Origin of the sequence: Variovorax sp. HJSM1_2 (assembly GCF_049316285.1) — a bacterium.
Taxonomy (GTDB): domain Bacteria; phylum Pseudomonadota; class Gammaproteobacteria; order Burkholderiales; family Burkholderiaceae_C; genus Rhodoferax_B.
The window spans coordinates 267,553-280,305 of sequence record NZ_JBMOXA010000005.1 but is presented as its reverse complement, the minus strand read 5'-3'; the positions used below and the strand labels follow the sequence as shown (position 1 = coordinate 280,305).

Sequence of the window (12,753 nt, the reverse complement as noted above, 5' to 3'; positions counted from 1 at the left end):
GGCGCGAAACGATCGGGCGTAGATAGAAGAGATCCTTCCATTCGTTGAAGCCAGGAAACCAGGGCTTAGCCTCGAGAGCTCCCGCACCAAACAGCACCTGCAGATCAGCCGGCTCACTGCCAGGACGCGAGCGAAGAATTGCGTTGACGCCTCCGGGCAGGACGGTCGCCGTTCCTTTTCCCGCAAAGATTGCATTGGCCAAGGCGGGGATCAGCCGATCTGCGCGCAACATCCGATGCAGCGGGCTTTCTTCACCGATGCGCCGATACTCCAGCGGTATCGACAGATGGTCTTGCAGATTTTCACCGACGCCTGGCAAATGCTGAACACATTCGATGCCCAAGCGATTCAGCTCAGACGCATTGCCTATGCCCGAAAGCAGCAGCAACTGGGGCGAAATGAACGCTCCGCCACACAGGATGACCTCTCGATCAGCTCGGACCTTGTGGACTGAGCCTCCGTGCGAATACTGTATTCCCGCGGCCACCTTTCGTTCGAAAAGGATCCGCGTACTTAGAGCCCGGGTCCGGACGGTCAGGTTTCTGCGGGAACGAACAGGCCGCAGGTACGCGCGAGATGCACTCGAACGCCGCCCCCCATCGATCGCTGACTGCGCAAGGCCAAACCCCAGCGGCTCAGGGCCATTGATGTCATCGAAGATAGGATGTCCCGCTGCTCGGGCCGACTCCAGAACAGCGAGGCCAATTGGGTCACCTTGGCACGTGTACGTTATTCCAACCGGTCCAGCATCTCCACGATGTTCAGCAGTTCCACCGTGCCAGGTTTCGAGTCGTTTGAAGTAAGGCAACAGCTTGTCGTATGACCAGTCCGTGACGCCAAGCCGTTCCCACCGTTGGTAGTCACCACGACTGCCCCTGTTGTGGGCCATGAAATTGATAGACGATGAGCCGCCGAGGACTTTTCCGCGCTTCAACTCAATGACTCGATTCCCAAGATTAGACTGCGGTTCACTCAGATAGCCCCAATCGAACAGCCCTTTCTGACGGATGCGTCCTACGCCAAGTGGAATCTGAATGTAGGGGTGCCAGTCTGGTCCGCCAGCTTCTAGAAGGAGGACCCGAACGTCCGGATCTTCACTCAGTCGTGCGGCGAGCACGCATCCGGCTGAGCCGCCACCCACGATGACGTAGTCGAAATTTTCTCCACGCTTCATCGGATCAGTTAACTAGTTGTCGGCCAAGCTTTTCGCCAATCATCATGCATGCCGCATTAATGTTTCCGCTGATGAGGTCGGGCATCACCGATGCATCGGCAATCCAGAGGTTTTCAAGGCCTTTGACCTTCAGGTCTGGCGTCACCACCGCCATTTCGTCGACGCCCATCCTGCAAGTGCCCGACGCGTGGTACGCCAGCCCTGTGCGTGATTTCACATACTCAACCAGCGCTGCTTCGGATGTCGCATGTGCGCCCGGCTCGACTTCGTCCAACACCATCTCGGCCAACGGCGACATGGAGACAATTCGACGCACGATGCCCATCGCCTTCACCAAAGTTTCCACATCCCTGTGGTCCGCCAAAAGGTTGGGATTGATCAATGGCGCTGCCTTTGGATCAGGACTGGCGAGCCGGACCGTGCCTCGGCTAAGGGGGTAACTCTTGTCTAGCACCATCGAGAACGAAGGGTACGGAAGAACTTTGAGGCTCTTGTAGAACTTTCGTTCGTCATCGTTGACAGCGCCTGCAACCGAAAACAGCATGTGCACGTCCGGCATGGTTTCGGCAGGTGAAGTTCTCAGGAATGCCATGGCTTCCGTGATGGTCGCGAGCGGACCTTGTCCGGTCAGCAAGAACTTGGCGCCAAAGCCGGCCATCCGCAACATGTTGTTCGTGGGGCTGTAGCTCGCCCCTTTCACGCGCCAAGTCGGCCTAATGAGGGGATGCTCCATCAAGTTACGACCCACACCCGGCGTGTGCAATGCGACATCGATGCCAAGTGACTGCAGATCATGCCCATCGCCAATGCCCGACAACATCAACAACTGAGGCGTGTTGATCGCCCCTCCACAAAGGATCACACGCCCCGCCCTCACCTGGCTTACGACGCCATCGCGCTCGTAGGTGACCCCCTCGATGCGGCCATTGTTAACCAGCAGTTTTTTGACGAGCGCGTCCGTGATCAGTTGCAGGTTTGGTCGCCGCAGCGCCGGCTTAAGCCAGGCATCGACCGAACTGACTCGCATCCCCCGGCGCTGATTGAACTGCCCGTAGCCGACCCCTTCTTGTTGCGCACCATTGAAGTCGGGCGTTTGAGGAATTCCGGCCAGCTGTGCAGCTTTAAGAAATGCCTCGGTGAGCGGGTGGCAGTGCCGCACCTCGCGAATAGGCAACGGCCCTGAGTTCCCGCGGATGGCGTAGTCGGGCGGCGCGTGGTAGCCCGGTTCGCAACGTTCCATGTCGCGGAACAAAGGCATGACTTCGTCGGCCGACCAACCGACGTTGCCCATGGCGGCCCACCGGTCATAATCGGCGCGGGCGCCGCGCACGTAGTTCATCCCGTTGATGGTGCCGCTTCCACCGACCACACGTCCGCGCCGCCAATGGTCAGTTCGCATGTTCCGCGTCGAATCGGGCTGGGACCAGAATCCCCACTCGTAGCGGGAGAAGTCAAGGTAGTAGCTAAGACCGAACGGCTTCATGAGCCAGACGTCTCGCGGGCCGGCCTCCAGCACAAGTACGCGTCGTGAAGTGTTCTCACTGAGGCGCGCTGCGACGACACAGCCAGCGCTGCCTGCCCCGATGACGATGTCGTCCCACTGCGATGAGTCTTGATGCATGGAGGAAATTCAGTTGAACTTGATGTTCAATTTCTTACCGAGTTCCCGCCATTTGTTGCCCTCGACTTCAAGGTACTGACGGACCTCGTTCGGCGCGGACGTGGTCGCTTTGACATAGATGCCGTCAAGCCTTTGCGACACCTCCGGCATCTGAGCAACCTTGTTGAGCGCATCATTCAGGACTTTGACTACGGGTGCGGGAAGGCCGGCTGGCCCCAGCAGCGCATACACGGAGTAGACACCGGAGGACTTCAGCGCGTCGACGCCCTCGCCCATCGTCGGCACATTAGGCAGCGCTTTCAAGCGTTGCGTTCCTGTAACAGCGATGGCTTTGAACTTCTTCTCGTTCACGAAAGGAACCGCCTGCGCCGCAACCGGGATGCCGAAGTCAACGGTACCCGCAGTCAGCTCCCGGGCCACGTCGACATCACCCTTGAACGGCACATGCGTCATCTTGATGCCCGTCACGTTCATGATGTATTCGGTCAGGAGATGGTTGCCCGATCCAACCCCCGCAGTCGCGAAGAACAATTTGTTCGGATTGGCCTTGGCGTAACTGACCAATTCGGGAAGGGAGTTGACTGGCAGCTCGTTGCGGACGGCAAGGACAGCTTCAACCTCTCCGATCCTGGCAACCTGTGTGAAGTTCTTGATCACATCGTAGGGGATGTCAGTTCGCACACCCGGCCCCATCGTCAAAGCACCAGCCGTGCCTAACCAAAGCATGTAGCCATCGGGCTGCGACGCTAGTACGGCCTGTGCCGCCAGTTGTTCGAACGCGCCCGCTTTGTTCTCGACAATAACCGGCGTGTTCAGTACGGTCGAAAGCTTCTCTGCATAGACTCGCGCCGTCAGATCAGCAGCACCGCCTGGCCCGTAACCCACGACGATCTTGATAGGCCTAGACGGAAATGTCTGAGCGAACACCGCGCCCATGAACAGCGATATCCAGCCCGCGATGGCGAGCGTACGCAAAAAAGATAGATATTTCATTTGTTGTCTCCTGTTGACGCTGCGGCGCCTGTTGTGAATATCGGTGTCGGCCGCTGGTGTGGACTGCAAGCCATGCCTACAACCAATTCCCAAACTAGTCCCATATATCGGGATAAGTGTAGTTATCCACATGGGCATTAACAAGCAAAAATGACTTTTGCCACGGTAAGTTCGTCTTACGGATGGTCAACAATTTACGAATGGACGGCCTTTGCCCCTATGCCTACAGTTCGTCGGCCCTACGTCGTTGGACTCAACAGAACGCTGGGTCAATAGATCAGCGGAATTCATCACACGCGGGGCCAGACGTCATGAGATGGCGTGAGAACTGAAACGGTCACTGCAACAGGCCACTGCGTGACGAAGACACAGTGATAACCCGCTGCTTCAGGGCGCGATTCAACAAGCGAAGACTTACAGGCACCTCATCGACATTTGCGGCTTAGCCAGTCTCTGGTCAGCGTCCATTAAAAACTGCAACCGAAAGCCAAACATGCCATTTGCCATTACTTTTTTCGACAAACCGGGAACCGATAAATCTACTAAGAGCAGTTTTCGCCAAACACATATCGACTATGTATCGAGCAAGGCCAAGCTCATCATCGCAAGCGGCGGTCTCTTTCCGGATGATGACGATTTTCCGAACGGGGGCTTGATTCTTCTGGACGTGCAAACGAGGGGGGAAGCCGTGCAATACATCGAGAACGACCCGTTCTTCATTCACGGGATCTTCAACAGCTACAACATTGTTCGATGGAAGAAGTTTGTGTTTGACCATCAGCGTGTTTAGGCCTCACGGTTCATTCCCCTCCCCATCCATCTTCTCCACTTAAGGCGATGGTCAGGGCGGTGTAACGTCATAGCCAGCTTCAACGTTGGCTTTCAACGCGGGCATGAACTGAAACTGATCAGATCAAATACTCAGGACGCCCCCACCTTGATCTTGCCGCGCAGTTTCTACCACTTCGCCAGGTCATACTGCAGTTGCTGCCGAAAGGTATCGGGCGAACCGGAGCCGGGCCGCAGACTCACATCACGCAGGCGTTGAGCCACTTCTGTCATCTGAGCCACCTTGTTGAAGGCATCGTTCAACTGCTTAACGAGATCAGGTGCCATGCCAGCAGGGCCCATCAGCGCATAGAAGGTGTACGACCCGACTTCCTTCAGTTCCGGAATGCCGGACTCGGCGATTGTTGCCACGTCAGCCAATGCATTGATCCGGCTCTTACCCGTCACTCCCAACGGCTTCACCTTTCCGTCCTTGATGAGGGGCACTGCGGTCGCCACCATAGCCATGCTCACGTCCAGATTGCCGGCAATGTTGTCCCGGGTAGATTCCGCCTCACCCTTGTAGGGTACATGCAGCGCCGATGCACCGGTCAGCGTGAGAATGTACTCGGCTGTCAGGTGACTACCAGAGCCCATACCGGCGGAACCATAAGACAACTTTCCGGGATGCACGCGCGCATAGGCGATCAGCGCATTTGGGGTGAAATCCTTCAGCGGGTCGTACGGCAGGTCGGTTCGAACGCCGGGGCCCTAAACCAGGGCCCCGCCCGATCCGATCCACAAAGTATGCCCATCGGGCGGTGCGCGCATAACAGGCTGCGCGGCAAGAATCTCCGAAGCGCCCGGCCTGTTTTCAACAATGACGGGGACTTTCAGCAATTCCGGTAGCTTGGCGGCGTAGAGGCGCGCCATCGTGTCCATGCCACCACCCGGCGAGTAGCCCACCATGAGGCGAATTGGCTTACCCGACAGCGGCTGAGCCACGGCTACCACGGGGAGCAAAGCGGACGCAACGATAGTCGCGGCCACGCGACGGGTGATCCTGAAATCGGGCATGTAAATGTCTCCTAATAGAAGTTATGTTTTTTTTGACAAGCCTGCGTAGCAGGTTGAGAACACCGATAATCGAAGACTACATAAGTCCCACATATTGAGACAAGTTATAGTAACGTCGATCGGATTTGCAAGTCAATCCCAGTCGGCTTGAGACATCTTTTCAATGAGGAAGCGAACATGAACATGAAGGCATCGACCGTACGCGTCGCCGAGGTCAATCAAGCCGCTGTCACACGGTACAAGGAAATGCGCAGCGCCCTGCTGCCGAGCGAGGATGGTGATGAACGGCGATGGTGTGAGATCGTCATCACGTCCCAGCTTGCCCTTCTAGGCCATGAAGTCCCCTTCAAGTTGCACGCCATCCGGCTCTTCGAATTGAAAGTTTCGAAAGAACAGCTTGAGCGCGTGATCCTGTGGGGTGTAGGCGTGACCTTCCTACTGCCACAAGCCGCACAGGTTCTCGACTGGATAGACGAAGCACACCGCAGTTTTGTGGCTGGTTAAACGGCCGCCACGCTCCGTCAGGCGCCGATGCACTGACCACATTCATGTTTTTAATTTGGAGATCAAGCGATGCTGATAGGCGTGCCAGTGGAGACGGTAGCGGGAGAGACGCGGGTGGCGCTGACGCCCGAGACGGCGAAGAAACTCAAAGCGCAGGGCCACACCCTGCGACTGCAAAGCGGAGCCGGTGTGGCCGCGAGTGCACCAGACGATGTGTACCAGGCGGTGGGCGTGGAGATCACCGACGCCGCAGGCGCCTTCGCTTGTGACCTGGTGCTCAAGGTTCGCGCCCCGACCGCCACCGAACTCCCCTTGCTCAAACCCGGCACCACTGTCGTTGGCATGCTCAACCCCTTCGATCTAGACGCCCTGCAACGCCTGGCCGCTGCGGGTGTCACCGGCTACGCCCTGGAAGCCGCCCCACGCACCACGCGCGCCCAAAGCATGGACGTGCTCTCCAGCCAGGCCAACATCGCCGGCTACAAGGCCGTGGTGCTGGCCGCCAACGCCTACCAACGCTTCTTTCCCATGCTGATGACGGCGGCGGGCACCGTGAAGGCCGCCCGCGTCGTCATCCTCGGCGTCGGTGTCGCCGGCCTGCAAGCCATCGCCACCGCCAAACGCCTGGGCGCGGTGATCGAAGCCAGCGACGTGCGCCCCAGCGTCAAGGAACAGGTGGAATCCTTGGGCGCCAAGTTCATCGACGTGCCCTACGAAACGCCGGAAGAGAAAGAAGCCGCCGAAGGTGTGGGCGGCTACGCCAAACCCATGCCGCCAAGCTGGCTGGCGCGGCAAAAGGTGGAAGTCGCCAAACGTGTGGCGCAGGCCGACGTGGTGATCACCACCGCCCTCATTCCCGGCCGTGCCGCCCCGGAGCTGGTGAGCGAAGACATGGTCAAGGCGATGAAGCCGGGTTCGGTGCTGGTCGACTTGGCCGCAGGGAAGGGCGTGGCCCGGCCGGATGGGGGTATCGGCGGCAACTGCCCCATCACGGTTGCCGACCAAACGGTCGTGCTGCACGGCGTCACCCTGATCGGCGACACCAACCTGCCAGCCTTGGTCGCCGCCGACGCCTCGGCCCTGTACGCACGCAACGTCCTCGACTTCCTCAAGCTCGTCGTCACCAAAGAAGGCACGCTGCACCAAGACTTGAACGACGACATCGTTGCCGCCTGCCTGATGACCCACGGCGGCGAAGTCAAGCGCAAATAAAAAAGGACAAAGACATGGACGCTGTTTCCCCCACCCTGATCAACCTGATCATCTTTGTGCTCGCCATCTACGTGGGCTACCACGTGGTCTGGACGGTGACCCCGGCGCTGCACACCCCGCTGATGGCCGTGACCAACGCCATCTCCGCCATCGTCATCGTCGGCGCCATGCTGGCCGCCGCGCTGACCGAAACCACCCTCGGCAAAACCATGGGCGTGCTGGCCGTGGCGCTGGCGGCGGTCAACGTCTTCGGCGGCTTTCTGGTGACGCGCCGCATGCTGGAGATGTTCAAGAAGAAAGAGAAAAAGGCACCTGCCGCCGAACAAGGAGCCAAGCCATGAGCATGAACTTGGTGACTTTGCTGTACCTGATCGCCAGCGTGTGTTTTATCCAGGCGCTGAAAGGCTTGAGCCACCCCACGACCTCCATCCGTGGCAACCTGTTCGGCATGAGCGGCATGGCGATCGCCACGCTGACCACCGTGGGGCTCATTTACACCCACGCGACGGCCTTGCAGCGCAACCCGGTCGAAGGCCTGGTCTACGTGGTCGTGGCCCTGCTGGTCGGCGGCACCGCCGGCGCCCTCATGGCCAAACGCGTGGAGATGACCAAGATGCCCGAACTCGTCGCCTTCATGCACAGCATGATCGGCCTGGCGGCGGTGTTCATCGCCGTGGCCGCCGTGGCTGAGCCTTGGGCGTTTGCCATTGCCGCCAAGGGTGAAGCCATTCCCGGCGGCAACCGTATCGAACTGGCCTTGGGCGCCTTCATCGGTGCCGTGACCTTCAGCGGCTCGGTCATCGCCTTTGGCAAGCTCAGCGGCAAATACAAGTTCCGCCTGTTCCAGGGCACGCCGGTCAGCTTCCCTGGCCAGCACAAACTGAACCTCGTGCTGGGTTTGGCAGCGGCTTTCTTCATCTTTGGTTTCTGGCACAGCCAAAGCTGGATGGACATCTGCCTGGTCATCGCGCTGGGTTTTGCACTCGGCGTGTTGCTCATCATCCCCATCGGTGGCGCCGACATGCCGGTGGTGGTGTCCATGCTCAACAGCTACTCGGGTTGGGCGGCGGCGGGCATCGGCTTCAGCCTGAACAACAGCATGTTGATCATTGCGGGTAGCCTGGTGGGCAGCTCCGGCGCCATCCTCAGCTACATCATGTGCAAGGCCATGAACCGCTCGTTCTTCAACGTGATCGGTGGCGGCTTTGGTGGCGATGCCACGGCCGCATCCGGCACTGCCGCCGTGCAGCGCCCGGTGAAAAGCGGCAGCGCCGACGACGCCGCCTTTGTGCTGGCGAATGCCGAAACGGTGGTCATCGTGCCGGGCTACGGCCTGGCGGTGGCGCGTGCCCAGCATGCGGTGAAGGAGCTCGCGGCCAAGCTCACCGAAAAAGGCATCACCGTCAAATACGCCATCCACCCGGTGGCCGGGCGCATGCCGGGCCACATGAACGTGCTCTTGGCCGAGGCCGAGGTGCCGTACGACCAGGTGTTCGAGATGGAAGACATCAACGGCGAGTTTGGCCAGGCGGACGTGGCCATCATCCTGGGCGCCAACGACGTGGTGAACCCGGCGGCGCACACCAAGGGCAGTGCGATCTACGGCATGCCCATCCTCGAGGCCTACCGCGCCAAGACCGTGATCGTCAACAAACGCAGCATGGCCGCGGGTTATGCGGGCCTGGACAACGAGCTGTTCTACATGGACAAAACCATGATGGTCTTTGGGGACGCCAAGAAGGTCGTGGAGGATATGGGCAAGGCGATTGAATGACTTAATGCCTTCGAAATGCAAACGAAAATTCACCCCGATCACGCATCCCGTGACCAGTCCGGACCGATAGCTGGGGCACTCCTATCCACCGCATCACGAACGCATTCGGTCACCAAAAATGTTGCTCTATAGCTATGACCACTTCGACAAATGTGATCTCTGATCTTTGCGAGGATATTGCCGACTACGTCATCACGTCCCGGTTCGAAAAGTTGACGCCGAGCGTGGTTACGTCGGCAAAGATGGCTTTGATCGATCATCTTGGCGTGACACTCGCAGCCAGCGGCCTGGAGCCAGCCGTGCAAAGCGCCATCGCGGTCGCCAGGGAGGCGGGAGGCAAGCCTGAAAGTGTGGTCATCGGGTGTGGATTTCGGACTTCAGCCGTCATGGCGGCTTTTGCTAACGGCGCGATGGCGCATTGCCTTGATTTCGACGATCAGTCACCCTGGGGTCAGCATGCCGGCAGTTCCGTTCTCCCCGCGGTTGTCGCCCTGGCACAGCGTCAGCACGTTGTGAATGGCAAAGACGTCATCACGGCGATCGCCATCGGCCACGAATTGTTCAACCGCTTCATTCAGAACCTTGTCTGGAAGAAAGACTGGAACTTCTCGACGGTCGTAGGCGTCTTCTGTGCCACGGCCTCCGCCTGCCATATTCTAAAATTGTCGCGTGACCAGACCAAACATGCGCTCGGTATCGCCTTGATGCAGTGCAGCGGAACGATGGAAGTCATCAATTCCGTGGGCAGCGATCTACGTGCGATGTACGCCGGGTTTTCTGCCAAGGGCGCGGTCCTTGCGAGCTTGCTCGCAGAAAAGGGGGTCACAGGCGTTCCAAAGGTATTCGAGGGTCCCCATGGACTTTTCCAGATGTATTTCGGCGGTCGATACAACCGTGAAGCCATCCTGGACGGCCTGGGGCAGAAATACATCGGTGACCAGACTTTGTTCAAGCGATGGCCTGCAGTGGGGACTTCTCACAGCCACATTCATGCGACTATCGATCTGGTTGCAGAGAACAAAATTTCTCCGGCGGAAATCCAGGAAATTCGAGTGCATGTCGGCGACTACCACCAACTGATGTGCGAGCCGATTGCCTCGCGCCGCGCGCCTGCAACACTCGTCGATGCCAAATTCAGCCTGCCGTTTCTGGTGGCGATAGCAGCAGCGAAGGGTGGAATGGGCCTCATCGATTTCACGAGCACCGAGTTGAGAAATCCGGAAGTGCTGGCCACCGCACAAAAGGTGGTGCCAGTGCCGGATACTGCGTTCAACTGGAAAACGGAAATGCCGCTGGGGCATGTCGAAATTCACACCACGGATGGGCGGATATTTGCCCGGACCGGCATCGATGTGCCTGGAAGCCCAAGCGCGCCGATGGACTGGACCGCCCTCCGGACGAAATTCGAGGAATGCAACACGGTCGCGGCTTTGCCCAGGACGCCGGAGCAACTTCGCAGCGCGCTGGCCATGGGGCAAAACCTGAACAAGGAAACAGACTGCACTCAGCTGTTTACGTTGCTCCAGTAGACAGCTCAAGGTCGATGTCCTCCGGCTCAAGAGGCCGGCGGGTTTATCCCATCTGCAGGCCGTGCCACGAAGTCAACTTCTCGGCAAAGGGTCTCGCAAATGTACAAGGTACAGCCATCGCCCAATCCAGCGTGTGCAGGCGTGCAGCGACCTTCCATTCACCATCTTCTTTGCGCAAACGGTCGAGGTAACGCAGGCTCCGAATAGCGACCGTGGTGCCGCTCTGATCGACGAGGCAGGCAAACGCATTCAACTCCGTTTCTGCCCATTCGCGTCGCAGCTCCTTGAAGCGCAGGTTGCCGGCGAAATGTGTGGAAACGCGGCAGACACCGGACGCCAGATTGCCCAGCAGAACAATCTGCTCTAGCAGTGCATCGACGCCGCGTACTTCGGGCCTACTTTCGTACTGCGCCCGCACATCCTCTGTGAAGCACTGGCGTACGGCCAGCCGGTCTCCCGCATCCGCCGCGCTGAAGTACAGCATCAGCACGTCCTGGATCGCGGCGCGATCGATCAGCGCCTGAATTTCAGGCGGAATCGTTGCGCCGTCGCGTTGCTCGCGTGATCTGTCGTCAAGCAGTGACATTGATGTAGGCAGCCTTCTGGTACAGGTAGCCGTCGATCTGGGCGGCGCCGCCTTTCCAGCCATACCCGCTTTCCTTGTAGCCACCGAAACCCACCGCCGGATCGACCATGCCGTAGCAGTTGACCCAGACGGTGCCCGCCTGAATGCCATGGACCATCTTCATCACGGTATTAACGTTCGCCGACCACACTCCGCTGGCCAGGCCGTATGGCGTGGCGTTGGCCAGCGCCAGGGCTTCATCGGCCGTGTCGAACGGAATGACCGATGCGACAGGCCCGAAAATTTCTTCCTGCGCCACGGTCATCTGGTTGCTGACGTTGCCGAAGAGCGTCGGCTCCAGGAAGTAGCCATTGGCCAGATCGCCTCCGAGCCGCCTGCCTCCCGAGACCAGCGCGGCGCCCTCCTGCTTGCCTTGTTCCACATAGCCCAGAACCCGATCGAGCTGTCGCTGCGTGATCAACGGCCCGAGGTCTGTCTCCAAGGCCAGCGGGTCGCCCACCTTCAGCGTGTTGCCGAAGGCGCTCATCCGCTCCAGAAATTCCGCCTGGATGCTGCGCTGCACGAACACGCGAGTGCCGGCGAAGCAAATCTGGCCGCTGTTTCCATAAACACCCATCGCCACGCCGGGCACGGCCTTGTCGAGGTCGGCATCAGCAAACACGATGTCCGGCGACTTGCCGCCCAACTCGAGCTGCAGTCGCTTCATATTGCCAGCAGAAGCCTTGATGATTTCCCGGCCCACGCCGGTAGAGCCGGTGAACGCGATGCGGTTGACATCGGGATGTGCCGCAAGCGCCGCGCCGGCTTCAGCGCCGATGCCCGTCACCACGTTCACGACACCGGGCGGAAGCCCCGCCTCCACCAACAGCTCGGCCGTACGCAAGACGGTCAGCGATGCATCTTCGGCCGGCTTGATGATGGCGGTGCAGCCTGTGGCGAGCACCGGGCCGAGCACGTGCATCTGCGCGAACAAGGGGCCGTTCCAAGGAATGATGGCCCCCACTACACCCACGGGCGCCTTCAGGATCATCGTGGTGACCTGGCCGGGCAGGGAGTTGTGGGGCGTTTCGCCCTGGATATTCCGGGCCTGTGCCGCGTAGTAAAGAATGGTCTGCACCAGGGCCGCCTTGCCAGGCCGCAGCCGTGTGTGCAGCGGGGCTCCCATGTCGAGCGATTCGAGCAGCGTGAGTTCATCGAAATGCTTGTCGAAGAGCTCGGCAAAACGCATGATCAGCCGCTGCCGTTGGCCAGGCGTGAAGCGCCGCCATGGCCCCTCGAAGGCCTGACGCGCCACGCGGACCGCACGGTCGACGTCCTCCTGTCGGCCCCGGGCCAGTGTGGCCAGCAGTCCGCCCGTCGCGGGATTGAAAGTGTCGATGCATTCGCCGGACGCGGAGCCGACCCATCGGCCGTCGATGAAGTGTTTCTTGTTGCGTTCCACCAGAAAGGGAGTGAGAAGCGGAGTGGAAAGCGCTGCGTTGGAGATGGCGTTCAACGGATGTCCTTGATGGTGTG

At 59.5% G+C, this 12,753-nt stretch carries 11 protein-coding genes and 1 pseudogene; 6 read left to right on the top strand and 6 right to left on the bottom strand.

The genetic code is table 11. The features are described from left to right. The 3 genes from ACFQ95_RS08155 to ACFQ95_RS08145 all read right to left on the bottom strand — a co-directional run. Window positions 1-1,174, bottom strand: a 1,174-nt coding sequence (locus tag ACFQ95_RS08155; RefSeq protein ID WP_422830341.1) for a GMC family oxidoreductase, incomplete at its 3' end; no start/stop codon positions are given. A gap of 4 nt (window positions 1,175-1,178) precedes the next feature. Next, window positions 1,179-2,795, bottom strand: coding sequence for a GMC family oxidoreductase (locus tag ACFQ95_RS08150; RefSeq protein WP_422830340.1), 1,617 nt, complete (start codon window positions 2,793-2,795; stop codon window positions 1,179-1,181). Between the two features lie 9 nt (window positions 2,796-2,804). Continuing rightward, on the bottom strand, window positions 2,805-3,788 hold the full coding sequence (locus ACFQ95_RS08145; RefSeq protein ID WP_422830339.1) for a Bug family tripartite tricarboxylate transporter substrate binding protein: 984 nt from the start codon (window positions 3,786-3,788) through the stop codon (window positions 2,805-2,807). Window positions 3,789-4,281: 493 nt separating this feature from the next. On the opposite strand from ACFQ95_RS08145, the gene ACFQ95_RS08140 reads away from it, so the two are divergent. Beyond that, the gene (locus ACFQ95_RS08140; RefSeq protein ID WP_422830338.1) at window positions 4,282-4,578 is read left to right on the top strand and encodes a YciI family protein; all 297 of its coding nucleotides are present in this window, start codon (window positions 4,282-4,284) and stop codon (window positions 4,576-4,578) included. A gap of 167 nt (window positions 4,579-4,745) precedes the next feature. On the opposite strand, the pseudogene ACFQ95_RS08135 reads toward ACFQ95_RS08140, so the two are convergent. Beyond that, window positions 4,746-5,489: pseudogene (locus tag ACFQ95_RS08135) on the bottom strand (Bug family tripartite tricarboxylate transporter substrate binding protein). Window positions 5,490-5,810: 321 nt separating this feature from the next. Here ACFQ95_RS08135 and ACFQ95_RS08130 point away from each other — a divergent pair. The 5 genes from ACFQ95_RS08130 to ACFQ95_RS08110 all read left to right on the top strand — a co-directional run bounded on the left by ACFQ95_RS08130 (window position 5,811) and on the right by ACFQ95_RS08110 (window position 10,652). Further along, window positions 5,811-6,137 (top strand): hypothetical protein, encoded by a 327-nt coding sequence (locus tag ACFQ95_RS08130; protein WP_422830337.1) that lies wholly within the window; start codon window positions 5,811-5,813, stop codon window positions 6,135-6,137. A gap of 69 nt (window positions 6,138-6,206) precedes the next feature. Continuing rightward, window positions 6,207-7,349: a Re/Si-specific NAD(P)(+) transhydrogenase subunit alpha gene (locus ACFQ95_RS08125; RefSeq protein WP_422830336.1), complete on the top strand. Its 1,143-nt coding sequence runs from the start codon at window positions 6,207-6,209 to the stop codon at window positions 7,347-7,349. 14 nt (window positions 7,350-7,363) lie between these two features. After that, window positions 7,364-7,690 carry an NAD(P) transhydrogenase subunit alpha gene (locus ACFQ95_RS08120; protein WP_422830335.1) on the top strand — a complete coding sequence of 109 codons (327 nt, stop codon included), beginning with the start codon at window positions 7,364-7,366 and terminating at the stop codon, window positions 7,688-7,690. After that, window positions 7,687-9,123 (top strand): NAD(P)(+) transhydrogenase (Re/Si-specific) subunit beta, encoded by a 1,437-nt coding sequence (locus ACFQ95_RS08115; protein WP_422830334.1) that lies wholly within the window; start codon window positions 7,687-7,689, stop codon window positions 9,121-9,123. Before ACFQ95_RS08120 ends, ACFQ95_RS08115 begins: the two co-directional genes overlap by 4 nt. A 134-nt stretch (window positions 9,124-9,257) precedes the next feature. Beyond that, window positions 9,258-10,652, top strand: coding sequence for an MmgE/PrpD family protein (locus tag ACFQ95_RS08110; protein WP_422830333.1), 1,395 nt, complete (start codon window positions 9,258-9,260; stop codon window positions 10,650-10,652). Between the two features lie 43 nt (window positions 10,653-10,695). Here ACFQ95_RS08110 and ACFQ95_RS08105 read toward each other — a convergent pair whose 3' ends face one another. Further along, a complete protein-coding gene (locus ACFQ95_RS08105; RefSeq protein ID WP_422830332.1) occupies window positions 10,696-11,238 on the bottom strand; it encodes a nuclear transport factor 2 family protein in 543 nt (180 codons plus the stop codon). Then, the gene (locus ACFQ95_RS08100; protein WP_422830331.1) at window positions 11,225-12,733 is read right to left on the bottom strand and encodes an aldehyde dehydrogenase family protein; all 1,509 of its coding nucleotides are present in this window, start codon (window positions 12,731-12,733) and stop codon (window positions 11,225-11,227) included. Before ACFQ95_RS08100 ends, ACFQ95_RS08105 begins: the two co-directional genes overlap by 14 nt. Window positions 12,734-12,753: the final 20 nt, after the last annotated feature.

Excerpts from the sequence above, each read along its gene's own strand:
- ACFQ95_RS08150 (WP_422830340.1), bottom strand. The coding sequence starts at position 2,795 with ATGCATCAAGACTCATCGCAGTGGGACGACATCGTCATCGGGGCAGGC.
- ACFQ95_RS08145 (WP_422830339.1), bottom strand. The coding sequence starts at position 3,788 with ATGAAATATCTATCTTTTTTGCGTACGCTCGCCATCGCGGGCTGGATA.
- ACFQ95_RS08140 (WP_422830338.1), top strand. The coding sequence starts at position 4,282 with ATGCCATTTGCCATTACTTTTTTCGACAAACCGGGAACCGATAAATCT.
- ACFQ95_RS08130 (WP_422830337.1), top strand. The coding sequence starts at position 5,811 with ATGAACATGAAGGCATCGACCGTACGCGTCGCCGAGGTCAATCAAGCC.
- ACFQ95_RS08125 (WP_422830336.1), top strand. The coding sequence starts at position 6,207 with ATGCTGATAGGCGTGCCAGTGGAGACGGTAGCGGGAGAGACGCGGGTG.
- ACFQ95_RS08120 (WP_422830335.1), top strand. The coding sequence starts at position 7,364 with ATGGACGCTGTTTCCCCCACCCTGATCAACCTGATCATCTTTGTGCTC.
- ACFQ95_RS08115 (WP_422830334.1), top strand. The coding sequence starts at position 7,687 with ATGAGCATGAACTTGGTGACTTTGCTGTACCTGATCGCCAGCGTGTGT.
- ACFQ95_RS08110 (WP_422830333.1), top strand. The coding sequence starts at position 9,258 with ATGACCACTTCGACAAATGTGATCTCTGATCTTTGCGAGGATATTGCC.
- ACFQ95_RS08105 (WP_422830332.1), bottom strand. The coding sequence starts at position 11,238 with ATGTCACTGCTTGACGACAGATCACGCGAGCAACGCGACGGCGCAACG.